General features: G+C 55.7%; 13 protein-coding genes. 8 read left to right on the top strand and 5 right to left on the bottom strand.

The window, feature by feature from the left end; translation table 11 throughout:
* Positions 1-135 precede the first annotated feature (135 nt).
* Complete coding sequence (locus tag NB063_RS16150) at positions 136-630, bottom strand: hypothetical protein (protein WP_250929776.1); 495 nt, start codon at positions 628-630, stop codon at positions 136-138.
* A 349-nt stretch (positions 631-979) separates the two neighbouring features.
* Here NB063_RS16150 and NB063_RS16155 point away from each other — a divergent pair, with 349 nt between their 5' ends.
* Together NB063_RS16155 and NB063_RS16160 are read left to right on the top strand one after the other, a co-directional pair.
* Complete coding sequence (locus NB063_RS16155) at positions 980-1,783, top strand: hypothetical protein (protein WP_250929777.1); 804 nt, start codon at positions 980-982, stop codon at positions 1,781-1,783.
* Positions 1,784-2,191: 408 nt separating this feature from the next.
* Positions 2,192-3,205, top strand: a complete 1,014-nt coding sequence (locus tag NB063_RS16160; RefSeq protein ID WP_250929778.1) for a serine/threonine protein kinase — start codon at positions 2,192-2,194, stop codon at positions 3,203-3,205.
* Positions 3,206-3,539: 334 nt separating this feature from the next.
* Here the strand turns inward: NB063_RS16160 and NB063_RS16165 are convergent, their stop codons facing one another.
* A complete protein-coding gene (locus tag NB063_RS16165; protein WP_250929779.1) occupies positions 3,540-4,223 on the bottom strand; it encodes a hypothetical protein in 684 nt (227 codons plus the stop codon).
* Positions 4,224-5,004: 781 nt separating this feature from the next.
* Positions 5,005-6,033: a TlpA family protein disulfide reductase gene (locus tag NB063_RS16170; protein WP_250929780.1), complete on the bottom strand. Its 1,029-nt coding sequence runs from the start codon at positions 6,031-6,033 to the stop codon at positions 5,005-5,007.
* Between the two features lie 375 nt (positions 6,034-6,408).
* On the opposite strand from NB063_RS16170, the gene NB063_RS16175 reads away from it, so the two are divergent.
* From NB063_RS16175 to NB063_RS16200, 6 genes are all read left to right on the top strand, one after another.
* Positions 6,409-7,107, top strand: a complete 699-nt coding sequence (locus NB063_RS16175; protein WP_250929781.1) for an AIM24 family protein — start codon at positions 6,409-6,411, stop codon at positions 7,105-7,107.
* 437 nt (positions 7,108-7,544) lie between these two features.
* Positions 7,545-7,748, top strand: a complete 204-nt coding sequence (thiS, locus tag NB063_RS16180; RefSeq protein ID WP_250929782.1) for a sulfur carrier protein ThiS — start codon at positions 7,545-7,547, stop codon at positions 7,746-7,748.
* Positions 7,749-10,404: 2,656 nt separating this feature from the next.
* Entirely contained in the window at positions 10,405-11,484 is a 1,080-nt protein-coding gene (locus NB063_RS16185) for a DUF1559 domain-containing protein (protein WP_250929783.1), read from the top strand.
* Between the two features lie 64 nt (positions 11,485-11,548).
* Positions 11,549-12,355, top strand: a complete 807-nt coding sequence (locus NB063_RS16190; protein WP_250929784.1) for a DUF4198 domain-containing protein — start codon at positions 11,549-11,551, stop codon at positions 12,353-12,355.
* A 59-nt stretch (positions 12,356-12,414) separates the two neighbouring features.
* Positions 12,415-13,728, top strand: coding sequence for an outer membrane protein assembly factor BamB family protein (locus tag NB063_RS16195; RefSeq protein ID WP_250929785.1), 1,314 nt, complete (start codon positions 12,415-12,417; stop codon positions 13,726-13,728).
* Positions 13,729-14,425: 697 nt separating this feature from the next.
* The gene (locus NB063_RS16200; RefSeq protein ID WP_250929786.1) at positions 14,426-15,841 is read left to right on the top strand and encodes a hypothetical protein; all 1,416 of its coding nucleotides are present in this window, start codon (positions 14,426-14,428) and stop codon (positions 15,839-15,841) included.
* Between the two features lie 7 nt (positions 15,842-15,848).
* Here NB063_RS16200 and NB063_RS16205 read toward each other — a convergent pair whose 3' ends face one another.
* Positions 15,849-17,528 (bottom strand): alpha/beta hydrolase, encoded by a 1,680-nt coding sequence (locus tag NB063_RS16205; protein ID WP_250929787.1) that lies wholly within the window; start codon positions 17,526-17,528, stop codon positions 15,849-15,851.
* Between the two features lies 1 nt (position 17,529).
* A complete protein-coding gene (locus tag NB063_RS16210) occupies positions 17,530-20,802 on the bottom strand; it encodes an efflux RND transporter permease subunit (RefSeq protein WP_250929788.1) in 3,273 nt (1,090 codons plus the stop codon).
* Positions 20,803-20,824 lie beyond the last annotated feature (22 nt).

The raw sequence follows: 20,824 nt of genomic DNA on the forward strand, positions 1-20,824 counted from the left end.
GGTCCGGCCTACAGTTCGCGATGTCAATGACGCGGGCCTTACGATCAAGCTTGCCGTGCTGCTGTGACATGCGGCAAAGAACGTGATTGCTCACTTGGTTTCTCGCGTCAGGCACCCGCGAGACACGTCGTTGCCTCACACCTGTTTGAACCGCCAAGCGTGTTCCGGGAGTCGGATTTCAGGGTTGGCTTGCGCCAATGCGGCGTAGAGCTTGGCTCGGTTGTAGTGATAGTTGTTCGTGATTTGAATCCGCTCGCCCGATCTCATCTGCATCATGATCGTGTTGTGATTGCCATGCTTTTGGTGGTTCTGTTGGATCTCAACGATCTCATTCACCGGAACGGAAAAGGAGAATGAGTCAAAGAGCGGATCGTTGGTTTCAAAGCGTTCGGTATCCACGGTGATTCGGAACGTCCCGTTTTTGATCCAAAAGTAGACGGCGGCCAGCAACAGGCACAGCTCCACCACCGGAACGACGATGTTCGCCCAATAGAACAATTGCCTGCTCGCTTCGGACGGTTCGATCAGCCACCGAGCGGCCAGATACATTGCCAGCAACACAAACATGTTGAGAACGAGGATCGCTGCGGTACGGCGTTGTCGACTCTCGTAACGAAAGAGTTCATTCATGGGGACGATTGTCGGGTGAGTAGGCGGAATCGTGTGTCGTGGTCTCGCTGTTTCCAGGCTTTCGTGGATCCGGTCGGTCATGCTCGGTTCGGTCACCACAACATGATAGACTGATCGGTTGTCACCTCCACATTACCAGTGTCGTGGTCTCCGAGCTAGCGTTTGTCTCTGAGCTAGCGTTTGGTGACCCCAAGACGGTGACTGGGTAGAATGGCGAATCACTCCCGACCCACTTTGGTTGGCCCTTTCCTGCTTCATGATTCACGATATGGCTGGATGCTCATTGATAACACGGTGCTGTAGTCGCTGCGGACACGGTTGGCGTCCGTGGATAGCGGTTCTCCTGCTGGTGTCGCTCGCGGTCGGTTCGTTTGCGGAATCGCCCAGCGACGTCGAAGTGGAACAGTGGCGAAGCCAGAAATTGCAGACGCTTGCCACCAAGATTCGAAACACCAACTCGGATGACGAGCGTCTGGAGTATTCGGCCAGGCAATCATGGCTTCGCCGATGGGAACCCGGGCAAATGCCCACGGCACCCGCCGATGCACCGGATGAATCGGGCCTGGTCGAGGAGCCGTTGCTAAAAAAATTGGAACGTCCGGAAACACTCGAAGCGAATGTTTGGCGAGGCATGATCGCTTTGCAGACTCGGTTGCTCGAGGTCGACAACGACGATGAACGCAAAGACAATTTGCGGACAACCATTGAATTGTCCGGCCAACTTGAAGCCGCCCTTTCGACGGAGCTTCCGTCTGATTCGCAGACGTTGGCAACGCCGACATCTTGGGTGCTCGCCTACACCCGTTACCGCTTGGGGCGAGCATTGGCTTACCGCGAATTGCCAGAGGTCGCAGAAGTTTGGCCGATATCCGATCCAGACCGTTATGAAGAACAGCTGTTATGTGTCTATGAACGCCTGATCGAGCAAACGAAGGGCAATCGTCGCGAGTTCATTTTGTTGCAGGACCGGATGTATCGGCGATCCGGCAAGAAGGGCCGGGCCCTCGAATTGCTGGAAGCGAACCGGCAGTCGATCGATCCCAAATGGTACCTCAAAAAGCGGCGTGATCTGCTACAGGAACTCGGTTGGGAACCGCCCTATCAAGAAGCCGCCCGATTGTACTTGCAAGCCGGCTATGATGATGAGTCGTGACCTGCCTTCGTCTTTAGCGGAGCGGCGCAAGCCGCCCGGTGTGTTACCTAAACGCTCCGGTGTGTTCTCGATGGGCACGCCTGATCGCAGCATTCACAAAGACCGAAATGGTTTCCCTGCGAGCGTTAGGCCAAGAATCACGCCAGACGACCTGACTTCGATCTTCTCCCAAACTTCTTTTTCTACTCCAACAAGCGACCTGTCTTCCTTGTTAGCGGAGCGGCGCAAGCCGCCCGGTGTTTTACCTAAACGCTCCGGTGTGTTCTCGATGGGCACGCCTGATCGCAGCATTCACAAAGACCGAAATGGTTTCCCTGCGAGCGTTAGGCCAAGAATCACGCCAGACGACCTGACTTCGATCTTCTCCCTGACTACTTTTTTTACTCCAACAAGCGGTCATTCCTCCGCATGATGCTTTCCCTTTCTAGCACTGATATCCAGCTTCCGACTCCGCAACCGGTGGGGCTTGCCAAGTACCACGATCTGACCGAGATGGCGCGGGGTGGTAACGGAGTGCTGTATTCCGCCTACGATCAAATTGTCGGTCGCACCGTGGTGCTCAAGATGTTGCTACCGGAGCATCGCTTGGACCGCGGATTTCGACGCCGTCTGTTGCGTGAAGCCCGGGTGACGGCGCAGTTGGAGCACCCCGGAACGGTCCCGGTGCATGAAATCGGCGAGGACGAAGAATACGGTATCTACTACGCGATGAAACGTATCTCGGGCGAGAACTTTTTCGCAGTGCTGCGTCAGCTCGCTAAGGGCGACGAGAATGTGGCTGATGCGTTCCCGCTGCACCGACGGATTGAGATCATTCGGGACACCTGTCAAACCCTCGACTTTGCACACGCATCGGGTGTGATTCACCGCGATGTGAAGCCAGAGAACATTTGGGTCGGTAATTTTGGTGAAGTCACGCTATTGGACTGGGGGTCGGCAAAGGTGTGGGGCGAGCCTGCGTTTGGCGACGGTCGGTATCCGGTCTCAACCGTTCGACGCCGTGAACCGGCTGACGCATCGTTGACGGTCAAGCACGAAGAGCAAAGCTACGAGGTACCGCCGCTGACACCTGTCGACCAGTTGGTTGGAACACCGACGTACATGTCACCGGAACAGATTTCCAATCGAGACATCGATGAACGCAGTGACGTGTTCTCAGCGGGTGTCTGTCTGTACGAGGCGATGGCGATTGCGGAACCGTTTCGGGGAAGAGACCGTGATGAAACGTTCGACAACATTTGCATGCGGCAGCCAACGCCACCAAGCGAACGCTCACCCAAACAACGCATCCCACCTGAAGCAGACCGGATCGTTTTCAAAGCCATCGCCAAACAAAAAGATCGTCGATATCAGTCGATGCGTGAACTGATTGCGGAACTCGACGAATTGTTATTAATCGTCCGCCAAGAAGAAACGGAGTAACGGTCCTCACAGCGACGCGGCGGTGGAGATTTGAATGGCTGGTTGTTGCGCCCATCGTCGCCCATTTGCTCCGCAAATGGTTCGGGACACATTATCCATTTGCGGAGCAAATGGGCGACACTCTATTTCCAACCGTCGCCCATTTGCTCCGCAAATGGCCAGCGACCAATCGTCCATTTGCTCCGCAAATGTTTTGGAATAGATGGTCCATTTGCGGAGCAAATGGGCGACTGTTTGCCGCTTGTCGTGCATACGAAAAAGGGCCGCTGCAGGTGGGAGAAATCCCAACCCGCAGCGGCCCGTGTGATAGTGAGTGGGAGACTGTCGACGTCGCTCAGTTTTCGCTTTCAGCGTCCGCTGCTTTGGCGGTGTCTTCCTCTTCCTTGGCCGCTGCTGCTGGTTGCTCCTGCTGTTGGCGTTCTTCCTTACGCTCTTTTCGTTCTTTCGCCAACGCTGCATTGGCCTTCTGTAGCTCGTCCTTCGCAGTCTTCAGTTGCTGTTGCAAATCTGCGGTTTTCGATTGCAAATTCTTTTTGAGATTCGCAATCTGCTGTTGCTGTTTCTTTTGCTGTTGCTGAGCTTCTTCTTGGGCCTTTTCGGACGCCTGGTTCGCTGCCACCAGCTTCGCCTGAGCCGCTTCGGCTCGTTTGGTTTGAGCGGCAACTTTGGCCTTCAATGCAGCCAGTTCGTCTTTCATCGCCGCCAGGGCTTGGTCGGCTTCCGCGATCTGGGTGTCTTTCGCTTCGAGCGATTCGTTGGCTTCCGCAACTTGCTCTCGCAGCGCCACCAATTCTGTCGTCAGAGCCACGTTCAGTTCGCTGGGGTTGTCAACGCTGCCCATGTCGTGAGCGGACATTCCCCCGGAACCAGCGGCGCAACCCACCGGCTGGCTGGAGCAGGCGGACTGGGCCGCACAGGGGGTGCTGCACGTCGATTTGCGAAAACAATTCCCGGCAAATGCGGGAGCGGCGAACGACATCGCCATGGCCAAAACGGCCGTCGTGGTGTTCTTCATCATGAGTGAAACTTCAAAGGTGGGTCAAAATGGTGGGAGGCCGAGCCGGTCCTCGACCCGACTGGTCGAATCCCATCTTAATTGCGACCGACCGGCTCACCGAAAAATCTGAAGCAAAAAATCAACCTCGCACGACATCGGTTGATCGAGAGAGTCGTCGGAGGGCAAACGCCGACGAATCATTCCCCGGGCCATTCCAACAGCTGGCAACAAAGCGACAAGAACCGCTGACAGGCATGCGGCCAATCGTCGCCCTTTTGCTTGGGGCGTCGACTTCGTCACCGCGGGACCGGACGGCTTGCGAGGTTCCGCTAAAAAATTGTCGCCCATTTGCTCTGCAAATGGACAGTGCTTTACCGAATCATTCAGGGCGTTTGACCCGGAGGCCTCGCTGGCAGTTGATTGACTGGCCAGCGGCTCAAGCAAGTCAATCCGTTGCTCCATTTGCTGTCGCGCCAGGCTGATATTGATCCCCGGAGCAGTCCCATACGACCCAAACAACAGCCCGCGATCCGTCCGGTGACGCGGGACCGGACGGCTCGCGCCGTTCCGCTAAAAAATTGTCGCCCATTTGCTCTGCAAATGGACAGTGTTTTACTGAATCGTTCTGGGCGTTTGACCCGGAGAACTGGCGCCCCGCCGCTGACAAACCTCGTGGGATACCGCGAGCCGAATTGTCGCATTTCGGAGTTTTGATGCCGGCAACGCACCGAGAGCCAAAACGAACGGCTCTCATATGCCGGCGGCCGATGAGAGCGCACGTGATCACTTTTGCGTGAGCCGCTTAGTTTTGTGCGGCTTGAACTTCGAGTGCGGTCTTGACCGCTTCGCGTAAAGATTCGCCACGGAGGTCGCGGGCAACGATCTTGCCATCGGGGCCGATGAGCCAGATCGATGGAATCGTTTGAATGCCATAGGCTTCGGCGATTTTTTCGTGTCGTTCGGTATCTCCCACCCAACCCTGACGGTATATCGACGGGCTTTCTTCGAGCAATTCTCGGGGAAGGTCGATGGATTCATCAACGCTCAAGCCAACCAGCTCGAGACGCTCACCACAGTATTCTTCGTAAACAGCTTCGAGGTTGGGGAATTCAGCTCGGCACGGCCCGCACCAAGTCGCCCAGAAATCCACCAGCACAAATTTGCCACGGAAGTCCGACAATTGAAATTCGGTGTCGTCGTATGCGGTCGCAGTCCAGTCCGCGGCAAGGTCGCCAGGCGCCGGTACGTTCTTGAGCTTGAGCGTCATGTCGGCACGAAAAGGCTTGTCGACGTTTTTGATGATGAACTGCCGCATGGCATAGCCCCGCGCCAAATGCAACGTTCGCTCACCTCCCGCATAGGGATGCATGATGGTGGCGGTCAGCTGGTACCAAGCGGGTTTGATGTTTTCGAAAGTAAAGGTGCCATCGGCCGCAAGCTTCGTTTGGTGGGTTTCTCGTTTTGCACGGGCCTCTTCGACTTTGCGGAGATAGTCTTTGTAGTCGTCCGATTTCATGTAAGCATTACGCCACTCAGATCGTTCTTCGGGCTCCATTGAACTCCACTCCGCAGGATAGGGCATGCGAGGGTGCTTGTAGTTGCCTTCCAGCGTCACCACGACTTGGTCGAGTGATAGTCCTTCGGTGTGAATGCCTTCGGATACATCTTTGGGCATCGAGACCTTTCCTTGCACAGAACACGTGACAACCTCAGCAGTCTCCGATTGAGGCGGCGAGTCTGCCTTCGCATCGCTTTGAGCGGAAGCCTCGAATGCACAAACGAGACTGAGCATCAACGAGAGAATCGACTTCGTGTTCATGGAAAGACTCATGACAAGCTTCTTTATTTGAGATGGGCACATGGGAACTGGGGTGCGGTGTGGCCAGTTTAGTGCAGGAGCAGAAAAGATGTCAGTGATCAGTGACGACATGTTTTGCGGGACCTGAACAAAAGCTCTCAGACGCAACTGACGGGTCAGCAAAAGGTGAGGTGGAGGGGGGCCGGAGACTCACGCATTTTGGCCCACGGGAGCAGTCCGGGAGTTAATGTTGGAATCGTTGGTTTGCGTGATCGTTTCGGTTGAAGCACCCATCGGTTTTGATGGTTGTGGGGCTGCGCCAGCGTGTATGTATTGACGACTCGCGTGCTACACTACGGCCGACCTTCGTCGCTTGTCTCAACCTCGTTCCGCCCAAGGTGTTCGCTGATGTCCGATAACCGTTACTCGCTGCAAGCTTTTCTCGAAAAGACCGCTGATCGTGAACTCAATCAAGGGCTTTTTGAACTCGAGACGGAACGGATGCTTGACATCAACCTCAACGGTGAAGTCTGGACCAAACTCGGGGCCATGGTGGCCTACACTGGTAATGTCAAGTTTGAGCGAGAAGGGATTCTTTCACGTGGCATTGGGAACTTGCTCAAGAAAGCGGTGTCGGGCGAAGGATCGTCTCTCACCAAAGTGAGCGGTCGCGGTTCGGTGTTCTGCGCCGACGCGGGAAAGAAGATCACAATATTGCAGTTGAACAATGAAGCAATCTGTGTGAACGGCAACGATCTGCTCGCGTTTGAAACGTGTCTATCCTACAACATCAAGTTGATGAAACGGATGACCGCGATGCTAGCGGGTGGACTCTTTAACGTCCGGCTCGAAGGCACGGGAATGGCCGCGATCACCAGTCACTACGACCCGGTGACCCTGCCCGTCACGCCAAACCAACCCGTCGTCACCGATCCAAATGCGACGGTGTTATGGTCAGGAAACCTCGAGCCGGAACTAAAGACTGACTTGCAGTTCAAAACGTTTCTGGGACGCGGTTCGGGCGAGTCTGTGCAGTTGCTCTTCCGTGGCCACGGCTTCGTTGTCGTTCAGCCCTTCGAAGAGGTTTATTTCCAACACACCAATTAGGACCATGGGTGCGGGACTGAAATTGTCCTAATTCGATTGTTTAGCAGCCAGGATGCAAATCCAACGAATGCTTGCCATCTGACCAAATCAAATAATTGCTCTACACTGGGTGAAAACAGACATTCACGCGAGTGCTTCGTCTAAGCTGATACTTGAGGGGTGCCTGAACCGAAGGGCTCGCGCCCAATACCATCTACTTTCGCACTAACCGGGTGTTTTAATAGCGGAGCGGCGCGAGCCGCCCTGTAAATTTCGAACATCTTACGCGCTGCAACCGGGCGGCTTGCGCCGCACCGCTACCAAAGTAGAAGGCATTGGACTCACGCCCTGCCGCTAAATGACTTAGCGGAACGGCGCAAGCCGTCCGGTGTCACACCAAATTTGAATGCTGACAAAGTACTCGCAACGCACGCAATAATCGGACTGAGTTTCAAAGCATGATCGCCATTCACGTCAATGGAAAAGAGGTTGAGATCGAACGAGAGATGTCAATCGAAGAGTTGTTGCAGACCGTCGAGGTGCCGAAGAACTACTTGGCCGTGGAAGTCAATGAAGACGTGGTTGCCAAAGAAGACCACGGCAAGGTGATGGTCAACGAAGGCGATCGTGTCGAAGTCGTGACTCTTGTCGGTGGCGGTTGAAAGCGGTCGATGGCCCGCAAGTCATAACGCAATCAGACGCTTGTTTAGCGCCGATGCATTTGCTATTCGTGGACGCGTCGCAAGGCTTCGTTTTGCGAAATGGGTTAGCTAGAGACACACTTTCTGTCAGGCACATTGGAGCGTTCGCCTCTCACCTAGCGGAGCCTCTTCGAGGCTCCGAAAATGCGTTGCGCTTTCAATTCTCATAATGGGGACAGCGATGGTGGTAGTGCTCTTCTTAGCGGAACGGCGCAAGCCGTCCGGTCCCGTGTGACCGAGCAGCTCGCGCCACTCCGCTACTTTTGAAATCCCGCAGTAATTGAATCGACGTCCCGAGGCGAAGCAACGTGGCCGTTTGCTCCGCAAACGAAGCTTGTGGGAACGCTCGTTCGCGGAGCGAACGGCCACGCTAATAACTTCACAACCTCTCCGAGGCTCCGAAAACGCGTTGCGCTTTCAATTCTCATAATGGGGACAGCGATGGGTGTAGTGCTCTTCTTAGCGGAACGGCGCAAGCCGTCCGGTCCCGCATTACCGGACGGCTTGCGCCGTTGCGCTACTTTTGAAATCCCGCAGTGATTGAATCGACTTCTTGGGGCGAAGCAATGTGGCCGTTTGCTCCGCACACGAAGCTTGCGGGAACGCTCGTTCGCGGAGCGAACGGCCACGCTAATGGCTTCACAACCTCTCCGAGGCTCCGAAAACGGGTCACGCTTTCAATTCTTATAATGGGGACAGAAGTAGGTTTAGGCTTTTCTTAGCGGAACGGCGCAAGCCGTCCGGTCCCGCGCGACCGAGCAGCTTGCGCCGCTCTGCTACTTTTGAAATCCCGCAGTAATTGAATCGACATCTTGAGGCGAAGCAATGTAGCCGTTTGCTCCGCAAACGAAGCTTGCGGGAACGCTCGTTCGCGGAGCGAACGGCCACGCTAATAACTTCACGACCTCTCCGAGGCTCCGAGAGCGGGTCATGCACGCAATTCTCAGACTCGGGGACAGCGATGGGTGTAGTGCTCTTCGTAGCGGCACGGCGCAAGCCGTCCGGTCCCGCATTACCGGACGGCTTGCGCCGTTGCGCTACTTTTGAAATCCCGCAGTGATTGAATCGACGTCTTGGGGCGAAGCAATGTGGCCGGTTGCTCTGTAAACGAAGCTTGTGGGAACGCTCGTTCGCGGAGCGAACGGCCACGCTAATAACTTCACAACCTCTCCGAGGCTCCGAAAACGCGTTGTGCTTTCAATTCTCATAATGGGGACAGCGAAGGGTGTAGTGCTCTTATTAGCGGAACGGCGCAAGCCGTCCGGTCCCGAGTCACCGGACGGCTTGCGCCGTGCCGCTACTTTTGAAATCGCGTAGTAATCGAATCGACGTCCCCCGCATGTGCCCGCATCGACTCTGTCGCCGACGTCGTTGGCGACGATCCGCGGACGGCGAGGCATTTAACTGGACGGTGTGTTTTGAATGAGTAATTCCAACCTCATGTCGCCAATAAAATCTCCATTTTTGATTCCGTCTGTCTACACTTGGACGCCGTTGACTTGTTTGGTAGAACTGCAGGCGTGGGGAGCGAGCCGTCATTCGGTTTCGTGTTAAGTTTGGTTCGTTTTTGTTCAGCTTCGTTTCATCGATCCGTCTCGCCAGATTCCGCTGGCAACACGCCGTTAGCAGTCTCTTACTGCTGGTGATGTCGTTTGGAATCGTGGGGATTCCGCTGACGAATCCCGTTCCGGTAAAAGAAGGCCGGTTCCCTTGCGAGCAATGCCCTTGCGGTTGTGCCACTTCCGAATTCTGTTGGGATCAGTGCTGCTGTCACTCTGATGCCGAGAAGTTGCGATGGGCGGACGACAACGGAGTAGAGCCTCCTGAATTCTTGGTGGCCAGAGTTGCTGCTGCGTCTCGCGTCCCCACGTGCGATGTCGCTGACCGATCCAAGTCCGCTTGTTGTTGCCAGTGTGGCTCGGGGCAATCCGATTCCCGTTCGCAACCGAATGCGACGTGTGGGAAATCGGCTGCGGCAGACAAGCCTTTAGAAGAATCGAGTGATTCGCCCGGGGCTGCCGAGCCAACCGTCTTCCGTCTTGTTCTCCTTGAAAGTGCTGCCAGATGTCGCGGCATTGAACTCGTGTGGACGCTTTTGTCGAGTGTTGTTGTGGATACGCGACGCGTGCTCGTGCCAGAGCCGGATGCGCCGCTTCTTTTTGTAATGCCCATTACAAACGAGTGTGCCGAGTCCGCTGCCGCGAGTGTTGATCCGCCTATCCCGTAGCTGTCGCGAGTGGATCCGCTGGTTTCTTTTTCTCGCTAGATCAGCAGGGATGTTTTTGCGCGCTCACTGCAACGCGTGCAACGTCCGTTGTTGATCAAATCGAGTTTGCGAACCGGCTTTCCTAGCTGACCGATGAGGCGTCTGAAACGGCTCGGGCTCGTTGCGAGTTCAGGTAAGTCGATTCGTTGTCGATCACACCACTGCCACGATGTGAGATGGCATTTTGCTCCGCATGTCTGTGTGGTTCATAGCTGCGCGCATCAATGCGGCCCGTAGTTTGATCGGCTATCGCGACGACGTTCAAGATCGCTGTCGGTCTGTCTATTCGCAACCTGCTTTCACAGCGATGTGTGAGTAGGGGTATGCCCTGTCGCGCGAGCAGCAACGGCTATGTCTAAACACAATCACTCACCATTTATTCGTTCCAATCAAATGCAACAGTACGTTTTCGATCCGGGTGTGAACCTCCGCGTTGGAGGTAAGCATCGCGCCGGCTTTACACTTGTCGAATTACTTGTCGTGATCGCCATCATCGGCGTGCTCGTCGGATTGCTTTTGCCTGCCGTTCAGTCGGCTCGCGAAGCGGCCCGGCGGATGTCGTGTAGCAACAACATGAAGCAGATCGGGCTCGCGCTTCACATGCACCACGACACGCTGAATCGGTTTCCTTCGCAACGCGACCAGGCAAAGGCACCGGTGCCGGTTGCCGAGCAGTCGTTTTATCGCTGGGGACCGCTGGGACTGTTGACGCCCTATCTCGAGCAGTCAGCGATCTATGAAGCGATTGATTTGAAGAAGCCGCTTTACATCTTTTCGCTCGGGCCTCCACCCAGTGTGATTACTCATCCGGACTTGGCGGCGGAGGTCGCCACGCAAGTGCCGACGTTCCTCTGTCCCAGCGATGTCAATTCGCGGGTCAGCGAAGAGTGGGGAGCCACCAACTATCATGCCAACAACGGGACCGGGCAAGACGGCGGTGTCTATGAAAAATGCGACGGTCTGTTTTATATCGATTCGCAGAAAGGCTTTCGCGACATTCTCGACGGAAGCTCAAACACGGCGGCCTTTTGTGAAACGTTAGTCGGCTCCGGATTGGCTGATAGCACGCGGGGAGTCGCGAATTTGGGAGCCGAACGCGTGACGGCATCGGTGTGGAACGCGGTAGCTCCGACGATCGAAGACTCGTGGTGTTTGGACGATGCAAGTCCGGTGATCTTCAAACGCGGAGAAAAATGGGCTGACGGATCAGTTAACGATACTGGCTATCACCATTTTCGCGGTCCAAACGCACGCGAGAACGATTGTTACTCGCGATATGCCGCGATCAAGAGCGGGCGGAGTCGTCACGTGGGTGGCGTCACGGTGCTTTTTGCCGATGGGTCAGTGCGTTTCGTTACCGATTCGGTGGATCTGAAAGCTTGGCGTTTACTCGGTTCGATCGCTGATCGCGAAGTCATACCCGAGTTTTAATTTGACTTCGTTGAAGTGTGAAAGTCCGTCTCGTTTTTAACCAACCAGAATAAGAGTGTGAACAATGAATCGAAATCTAGTTTACTTGATGCCTGCGATCTTCCTGTTTCTTCAACCACCAGGTAACGCTCACGACCTTTGGACTCAATCCAACTCGGCGCAGGTGCGGACGGGAGAAGTCGTGCACGTGGACCTTTGCTTAGGAAATCACGGGAATCACCATCGTGATTTCAAGCTCGCCGGTCGTATTTCGCTCGATTGGATCCATTCGGAATTGATCTCTCCAGATGGAACGCGTGTGGATCTGCGCGAGGGGATGACGTCCAACGCATCGGCGGAGACGGAGGGATGCTGGACGCGGCCCGTGATCGCCGAGTTGCCCGGCGTTTATTGTGCGACGATGACGCTCGATCGCGTCATGAATCATGGAAAGAGCGTTCGGGGTGTGCGGACCGCAAAGACGTATTTCCTAGCGAGTGACTCGTTGGATCGTGCGAAGGTGCCGCAGCACGCTCACGAGCAACCGTTGGGAATGCCGTTTGAGTTGGTTTTAAAAACGTGTCCTTTTACGCAAACGCAAGTTGGTTCGCCGATTCGGGTCCAGGTTTTGCATCGTGGGGAGCCGATGTCGGATGTCGTCGTGAGTTTTATCCCGCAAGGAACGCAACTGGCCGACGAATTTGATCCCGAGTATGAGTCCCGCACTGACAGCGACGGCATGGCAACATTCGTTCCGAAGTCGGGAAATAGGTATCTGGTCGTTGCTCATTACACCGCAGATGACGAGAAAACAGATGCGTACGAATCGACGAGCTACGCTGCGACCATTACCTTACACGTTCCCGTGACGTCACCGCTGGCATCGCGTTAGCGTTGTTGTCAGTCGGTCCCCTCCACGCATTATTTCCGATCGAACAAAGGAACTCGTTGATGGTTTGGTTTGCTCTTCTAGTACTCGGCGTCCTACCCGTCGGTGTCGAATCTTGGCCAGCGTTTTTGGGGGCGGGCTCGCAAGTGAAGCCGGAGGCTTCGCTGCCCTTGGAATGGTCGCCTACCGAAAACGTTGCTTGGCAAGCGACATTGCCTGGGCACGGACAGTCGAGTCCCGTCATTTGGGGCGGGCGTGTGTTTGTGACCAGCGTGGAAGGTCCGAACAAAGATGACTATCACACGATGTGCATTGACCTCGCCACCGGCCGTGAATTGTGGCGTAAGACGATTGCGAATTCGGCGCCCGTGCCGAATAGCTACTACGTCAGCCGGGCAGCACCCACGCCGGTCGTCGATGGCGAGCGACTCGTCGTTCTGTTTGAAAGTGGTGACTGCGTTGCCTACACGCACGACGGTGAGGAGATGTGGCGGCGAAATCTCATTGACGACGTCGGGCCGCTGGTCGCTGAGTTTGGTTTAGGCGCCTCGTTGTGTCAGAATGAAACGCACGCGTTCGCGTTGCTGGAACATGATGGGCCGAGCTATTTGCTGGCGCTCGATAAGTCGACTGGCAAAACGGATTGGAAGGCGGAGCGTTCGGAGCGGCGAAGTTGGAGTTCTCCGGCGATGATGCGGATAGCGGGAGTGCCACAAGTCGTCGTCAGTTCGGCGGGGACGGTCGATGGGTATGACCCCAAAAACGGAGAGCTGCTTTGGTCGTTTGATGAAGTGGGTGGTAACACGGGGACGACCCCGATCGATTCCGGCAATGGTCGCTTTTTGATCGGGGCGTCGCCGGGGCGAAACGGCGAAAACGCGGGCTCGGCGGCTGACTCGAATTGTCTGTTGGAAGTGATGCGAGATGGCGACGGTTGGAAGGTGAGCCGCGAATGGGTTGCCCAAGGGGCTCAGCCGAGTTGGGCGTCGCCGATCGTGCATCAGGGGCTCGCCTACTGGATCAATCGCGCCGGAGTGGTGTATTGCTTTGATGAGCAGACTGGCGAAAAGGTTTTCACCGAGCGGATCGAGCAATCATCTTGGGCCACGCCGATCGGCGTCGGCGACCGTGTTTATTTCTTTGGGCAGCAGGGCGTGGTCACTGTTCTGGCGGCCGGTCGTGAGTTCAAAGTGCTCGCCGAAAACGAGTCTTGGTCTGAGGAAACGTTGCCACGAGAGCTCGAGTTGGCAGGGGAAACAACCGAAGAACGTCGTCGCGGTGCGGCGATGTTCGGCAAGCCTACGCTGTACGGTGCCGCGATCGCTAATGACACGATTGTCATGCGAGTCGGCAACTGCCTGATCGCGGTCCGCTAGCCCGGATATTGCGTAAGCCGGACCGAGATCGCAATAAAACCTGCCGTATCCGCATCAACCTGATTTGCTCGACATGCAGTCTGTGATTTTCAAAATCAATCGATTTGCGACCGAAGTTCCGGCTTGGCAATGGTTAATGCGATACGGCCTACGAATCGCGTGCGATATCCGGGCTAGCCCTGTGTTTTCTGCGACGCGGTTCATTGAGATCTGACGTCGTTTGCTAAAGCGAATGGAAGCCAGTCTCCATGCTCGACGATGGAGACTGGTGCGAGCTAGCGAGCGACGATAATTCGGTAACATCCGTGGCCGGACCGTAGGGAACGGGTTGCGTCTGGAGTTTCGGTAGGGACGCACTGTCGCAGGATTGGCGAGTCAAGGATTGTGCCGAGAGACATTGGTTTGATGACATACGAGGGTTCAAATTTAGCGGAACGGCGCGAGCCGTCCGGTGACTCGGGACCGGAAGTCTCGCACCGTTCCGCTAGAAAACATGGGAACAAGCAACGTCCCATGAAGCGGGGATGGCCGAATTGACGGGATTGGGATCGTGTGATTCCACGTTGGAGAGGCCGGTTTTTGAGTAGTTGGTGCTAAGCATTTCGGGGCGTTGATTGCAGTCGCAACGTGGCGGACGTAAACTCGTACCGTCTGAAACGGTTACCGATCGATCACCCTGCACCCCGGCTTCGAGAAGATGTGTTCCATTTTTGCCCGACTTTTGACATCCATCTGTGTCTGCGCGAGCCTATTTAGCTTTGCTGAAGCTCAAGAAACCAAACTCGCCAAACTGCTTGAGGAATCACCTTCTCCAGCCAATGCGATCGCTTACGTCAATGTTCCCTCGCTGAACAAGCTGATGAGCGACGCGGAATTTTCGTCGCGATTGACGGAACAGGTAAATGACATTTGGTTAATTTCCGATTTGGATTTGGCGAATCTGCGGCCTCGCTGGGAAGCCGGTTACGCAACGATGAAAATGGCACCTGATGCTAAAAAGATCGCTTCGGTGACTGGTGGCTATGTCGACTCGATTATAGGGACATCCGTCGTTTGGTCGCCGCGTCAAACGTACTACGTTCCGCTTGAAGAAAATCGTTTGGGATTTCTTCGTCCGGCCAATCGTTCGTTGCTGTCGCGTTGGATCCAATCGGACGCCAATATTAACGATTCGACTTATTTGGCCGAGTTGTCCAAGAAGCCCGAGTCTTACTTGTCGTTCATGTTCGCCGCCGACGTTCGCAATGTCATCTCGCCGGTGCCATTGGCGGCCAAGCTGACCAAGTTTACTTCCCTCAAAGCGAACAAGCCTGATTCGGTGGCGAACACTCTGGCATCGATTAAAGGTATCAGCGTGATCATCGGACGCGAAAGTTTGAACCAGTGCATTCTCACTTTGGACTTCGAAAAATCGCCTGCCGGACTCACTCAGATTGCAACTGAATTGTTGGCGGAAGTTTTGGAACGCAATGGAACCGCCGCTGCCGAAGTGCTGTCTTGGGAAGTCAAAGTCGAGGGGAATCAACTCGCTTTTAGAGGCAAGATCACGGAATCGTCGCTCGGCGGATTACTCAATATCTTCACCTTGTCCGATGAAGCAGGCAGTGTCTCGGACGGGATGCTGAAGCTTACCGATTCGCCCGGATCTGCCAGCGAGCAGGTTGCTTACACGACCAAGCACTACTTCGAAGCAGTCAATAAATGTGTTGACCAGGTCCGTAAACACAAATCTCAAACGACGGGCGGTTTGGCGAAATGGAATGATCAGCAAGCTCGCCGGCTCGATCAAATGCCAACCTTGAACGTGGATCCCGCGATGGTGCAGTACGGCAGCGATGTCGCGGAGTTGCTGCGAGGCAATGCGTTGACGGTAAGATCCGGAAACATTGAAGCGGGCAAGACTAAGGCGAGCCAAGGTCTTTCGAGTGGCACGTACTACGGTTACGGCTATGGCTACTACGATCCGAATTCGTCCGTTGACTATCAACGGGTAACCGATGCCTATGCTCGCGGTAACGCGTACGCGGACTTTCGAAGCGTTTTGGCCCAGATCGACAAAATGTCGGCTTCGATGCGTCGTCAGATGACAGATAAATACAAGATTCAGTTCTGACTTTTGTTCAGTCCTCGTTGACACCTTCCGGCTGGAATCGTTTTTTTAGTTGTTGCAGGTCGCCGTCGGTCCATCGATCCGGTTGGGTCACGGCGACCCACGCGTCGATATAGCTCGATGGTGCGTAGTTGTGTCCGTAGCCGATCGGGACGCTGGTCGACATCGGCAAATCGAACGCGATTTGCAGGAATGTCACGATCGGGTACCAACGCAATGCAGGTGAAACGTCCGGGCCTCGCGGGTGTGTCAACCATTGCGGCCGGTGCCACGCGAGCGATGGGGAGAACCAAACCATCGGATCACTCGCGTGTTGGATATAGACGTTGCGGATTTTGCCCCACGGTTTGCCCGCGTTCAACGTGTTTTCCTGGGACGTGAACCGGACCATCGACTGGTCGCGAAACGTTGGCAACCAGATCGGTGAATCTTCGTTACGTGAGGCAACGATCGATTGCCATTGATGGCTGGGGAAGGGAGGTCCACTGAGTACCGCGCCATTGATCGGATCTTGGAACGTCTCGAGCAAGTCGGCGGCGTCTTCACATCCGAACGAACCCAAGCTCAATCCGAACAGATACAAACGTGGTCGTGCCTGTTTGGGAAGCTTCGTCCAGTGAGCGTAGACCTTGTCAAACAATGCCGCCGCCGATCTTCGCGATCGGGAGGGATCTATCAAGATCGTGATCCAGCTTGGCAGGTACGAGTACTGCGCGCTGACGATTGCGGTGTCTCCACGGTGCAGATATTCGATGGTGTCGACGGCTCCTTCGTCGAGCCATCCGGTTCCGGTCGGTGTGGCAACGATGAGCACCTTGCGTTCGAACGCACCGACACGTTTGAGTTCTTCGAACGCCAGTTCCGCGCGGCTTTCTTCGCCGTCGACCGAACGCATGCCGACGTAAACGCGAATCGGCTCCAACGCGTCTTCGCCGGTAAATTCACTGATCTCGTCGGCTGTAGGGCCGCCGGCGATGAAATCTTTGCCGCGGCGTCCGATCGATTCCCAATCGACCAGCGACGCGTCACTGCCACATGCGATCGCGCGGCTCGGTTGTTCGATGGGGTCGTCGATCAGGAGATCCGCTCGAAAGAAAAAGCGATCGGCCATGTTCAATAAACCACGTGCGATCACTCCGTTACCGATGAATAAGGCAACGATCAATACAACCGTGGTGCTCAACGAAATTGCGATGCGGCGGGGGACGTAACGTTGTAGGCCTTTGGACAGTTTTTGACCTCCGTAGATCATCACGCGGGCGATTGCGACCAAGACGCACGCGACCACGATTGCGATCAAGAAAAACCAAAACGGATCGGATGATTCGACGGGGGGCATTTCCATACGCTCGCGGATCGAATTTTGCCACGCGGTCGCTCGCCAAACGTAGATCACGAAAACGAGTGAGGTCACCGCGATCGAAATCTCTTTCGCCCGCATGGCGATTTTCGCCTTGGGGACAGGCAGTTCCAAGAACGACCAAAACCAAACCGCGAAGACGCCAACACCGTAGCCGATCGCCATGGAGAACCCGGAGAGCACGCCTTGCACAAAATACGGACGGGGAAGGAGCGACGGCGTTACCGACCCGCAAAAAAACAGAGTCGCGATCACCAAGCCCACGAAGCAGAACGAGTCCCAATAGGACCGCGTCCACGATTTCAACAATGAGTGGGCACGGCTGAACACGCTAGCTTTCCGTTGGCTTGGAGGTGCGATTGGCGAGCAGGAAATAGAAGACAGGTGTCAAGAAGATGCCGAAAAACGTGACACCCAACATCCCTGAGAACACGGCGATGCCCAACGTCGAACGCATCTCCGCACCGGCGCCGCTGCCGAGCACGAGTGGCACGACGCCGAGGATGAACGCGAGAGAGGTCATGATGATCGGCCGCAACCGCAGTCGGCAGGCTTGGATCGTTGCGTCAAATTTACTGAGGCCTTGTTCCTGTTGTTCCTTGGCAAATTCAACGATCAGAATCGCGTTCTTGCTCGCCAGTCCGACCAAAACGATGAATCCAATTTGGACAAATATGTTGATGTCCATGCCAGCCATGGCCACGCCGATGACCGAACACAGCAAGCACATCGGGACCACCAGCACAACCGCCAAGGGCAGTTTCAAGCTTTCGTATTGCGCGGCCAGTACCAGGAACACCAACACAACGGCGAGCGCAAACACGATCAGCGCGGTGTTGCCCGCTTGGATTTGCAAATACGTCAGTTCGGTCCACTGGGTGTCGAAGCCAAACGGGAGTGTGTCGGCGACGACTTTTTCGACGGTCTTGATCGAATCGCCTGAACTCACGCCTGGCATGGCCATGCCGTTGATCGCGGCCGCCGCGAATCCGTTGTAACGCTGCACCGCGGCGGGGCCGGTGGTGTCCTTGACTTGCACGACCGAGCCGAGCGGAACCATCTCGCCGCTGTTGGACCGCACGTAGAGCTGGGTGATTTGGTCAGGTGTCAAACGGAACATCGGATCGGCTTGCAGGTTCACTTGCCAGGTGCGTCCGAAGGCGTTGAAGTCATTGACGTAGTAACCGCCCAGATACGTTTGCAAGGTTGTGAAAACCTCGGTCAACGAGATGTTCATCATCTTGCATTTGGCTCGATCGACATCCACGAACATTTGAGGTGTGTCGGCGCGAAATCCGCTCTGCATCCCCAAAATCTCGGGTTCTTTGGTGCCGGCCGCCGCCACTGCGGTGGTGACCTTTTCGAGTTCGGTTAGCCCCATTTGTCCCACGTCCCGAACCATGATTTTGAAGCCGCCACCGCTGCCCAAGCCGTCGACGGGGGGCGGTCCAAAGACAGCCACGCGGGCATCCAGGATTTCATCCGCAGCGGCTTGTCGGACTTTCATTGCGATGCGTTCGGAATACAACTCGTCGTCTTCGCGATCGTGGAAGGGATCCAAGATTACGAACACCGATGCGAAATTCGAACCGACTGCGTTTTGCACGAAGGATTGGCCGACGATCTCGAGCGTGTGATCGACACCCGCCATCGCTTCAGTGGTGCTGGCGGCGCGATGGTGTTCACCGTCGTGAGTGCGTGCTGTGGTGACGGATTTCGCCAATTGCAGGCTATTGCCGCTTCGTTCGCCCAGTAATGCTTGACTCAATTTCGTGACCACCCGTTCGGTTCGTTCAAGAGACGCCGAGTCCGGCAATTGAATGTCGACGAGCAGGTAGCCTTTGTCCTGGGCGGGCACGAAGCCGGTCGGCACCGTCGTCATGCCTTTGTAGGTACCCCACAACAACCCGGCATAAATCAGCATCACGACAAACGAAAGTCGAACCAGCCATCCCGCCGCCGACGCGTAGGCTTCCGATACCGCGCCAAAGAATCGATTAAAGAGGTTGAAGAACCAACCGAACAGGAAATTCATCCCACGCGAGAACCAATCGTTCTGTTCCGATTTCGGACGCAGTAGTAACGCACTCAACGCGGGGCTGAGGGTGAGCGAGTTGACGGCGCTGAAGAACGTTGAAACCGCGATCGTCGCGGCGAACTGTTTGAAAAATTGACCGGTGATCCCTGAGATGAACAGACACGGGATAAACACGCACATCAACACGAGCGAAATCGCGATGATCGGTGTCGTGACTTCTCGCATCGCTTGCTCGGCCGCTTCCACCGGACCCATGCCGTGTTCGAGTTTGTGTTCGATCGCTTCGACCACCACGATCGCATCATCAACAACGATCCCGATCGCCAGCACGAGCCCAAAGAGCGACAGGTTGTTGAGGCTGAAACCGATACCCGCCATCACCGCGAAGGTACCAATGATCGCGACCGGCACGGCGATCAAAGGGATGATGGCCGCGCGCCAGGATTGCAGGAATACGAGGACAACGATCGCGACGAGGATGATCGCGTCTCGCAACGACTTGAACACCTCATGGATTGATTCGCTGATAAACGGGGTGGTGTCGTAGCTGATCGAGTACTCAACGCCGGCGGGGAAGTTCGTCCGAAGTTCCTCCATTTTGGCACGAACCAGGTTGGCGGTATCGAGTGCGTTGGAGCCTGGTAATTGAAAAATCATCAAACCTGACGCCGCGACACCATCGAGCTTGCATTTGGTGTCTTCGAATCCGGATCCGAATCCGATCCCGCCGAATTCCTTACCGTCTTCGTCGACGCGTTTGTCGGTGACGACTTCGCTCAGACGCACGATTTGGCCATCTGCACCGGTCTTGACGACGATGTCCGCGAATTCTTCCGCGGTGGATAGCCGGCCAAGCGTTTTGAGTGTGTATTGAAAATCCTGGCCACTGGGGACCGGCGGTCGGCCGAGGGCACCGGCGGCGACTTGGATGTTTTGTTCTTTGAGCGAAGCGATGACATCGCTCGCGGTGAGACCGAGGGCGGCCATGCGATTGGGGTCTAACCAAACCCGCATGCTGTAGTCACGCTGACCGATGATGGTGATGTTGCCGACACCGGCGATTCGCGCGAGTTCATCTTTAACGCGAATCGTGGCAAAGTTGCTCAGGTACAACTGATCGCGTGATTGATCGGGAGAGAAAAACGTAACCGCCAGCAGCGAGCTGGCCGACGCTTTGACCACCGAGACGCCGATGCTTTTGACTTCGGCGGGCAGGACCGGTTGGGCGAGGTTCACGCGGTTCTGCACGAGCACTTGAGCCATGTCGAGATCGGTACCCACGTCGAACGTGACGGTGAGTGAGTAACCGCCGTCGTTGGTCGATTGGCTCGACATGTAGAGCATGTTTTCAACGCCGGTGACCTGTTGCTCGATCGGTGCGGCGACCGTTTCGGCGACCACCTCGCTGCTGGCACCCGGGTACTTCGTCGTGACGAGCACCGACGGCGGCGTGATGTCGGGATACTGGGCGATCGGCAGCGTCCAGACAAAAATACCGCCCGCCAAAACGATCAGGACCGAGATGACGCAAGCGAAGATCGGTCGATGGATAAAGAATTGGGACATGGTCGTGTTGTAAGTGGAAGGC

This window comes from Aporhodopirellula aestuarii, from assembly GCF_023701485.1.
GTDB classification, from domain to species: domain Bacteria; phylum Planctomycetota; class Planctomycetia; order Pirellulales; family Pirellulaceae; genus Rhodopirellula; species Rhodopirellula aestuarii.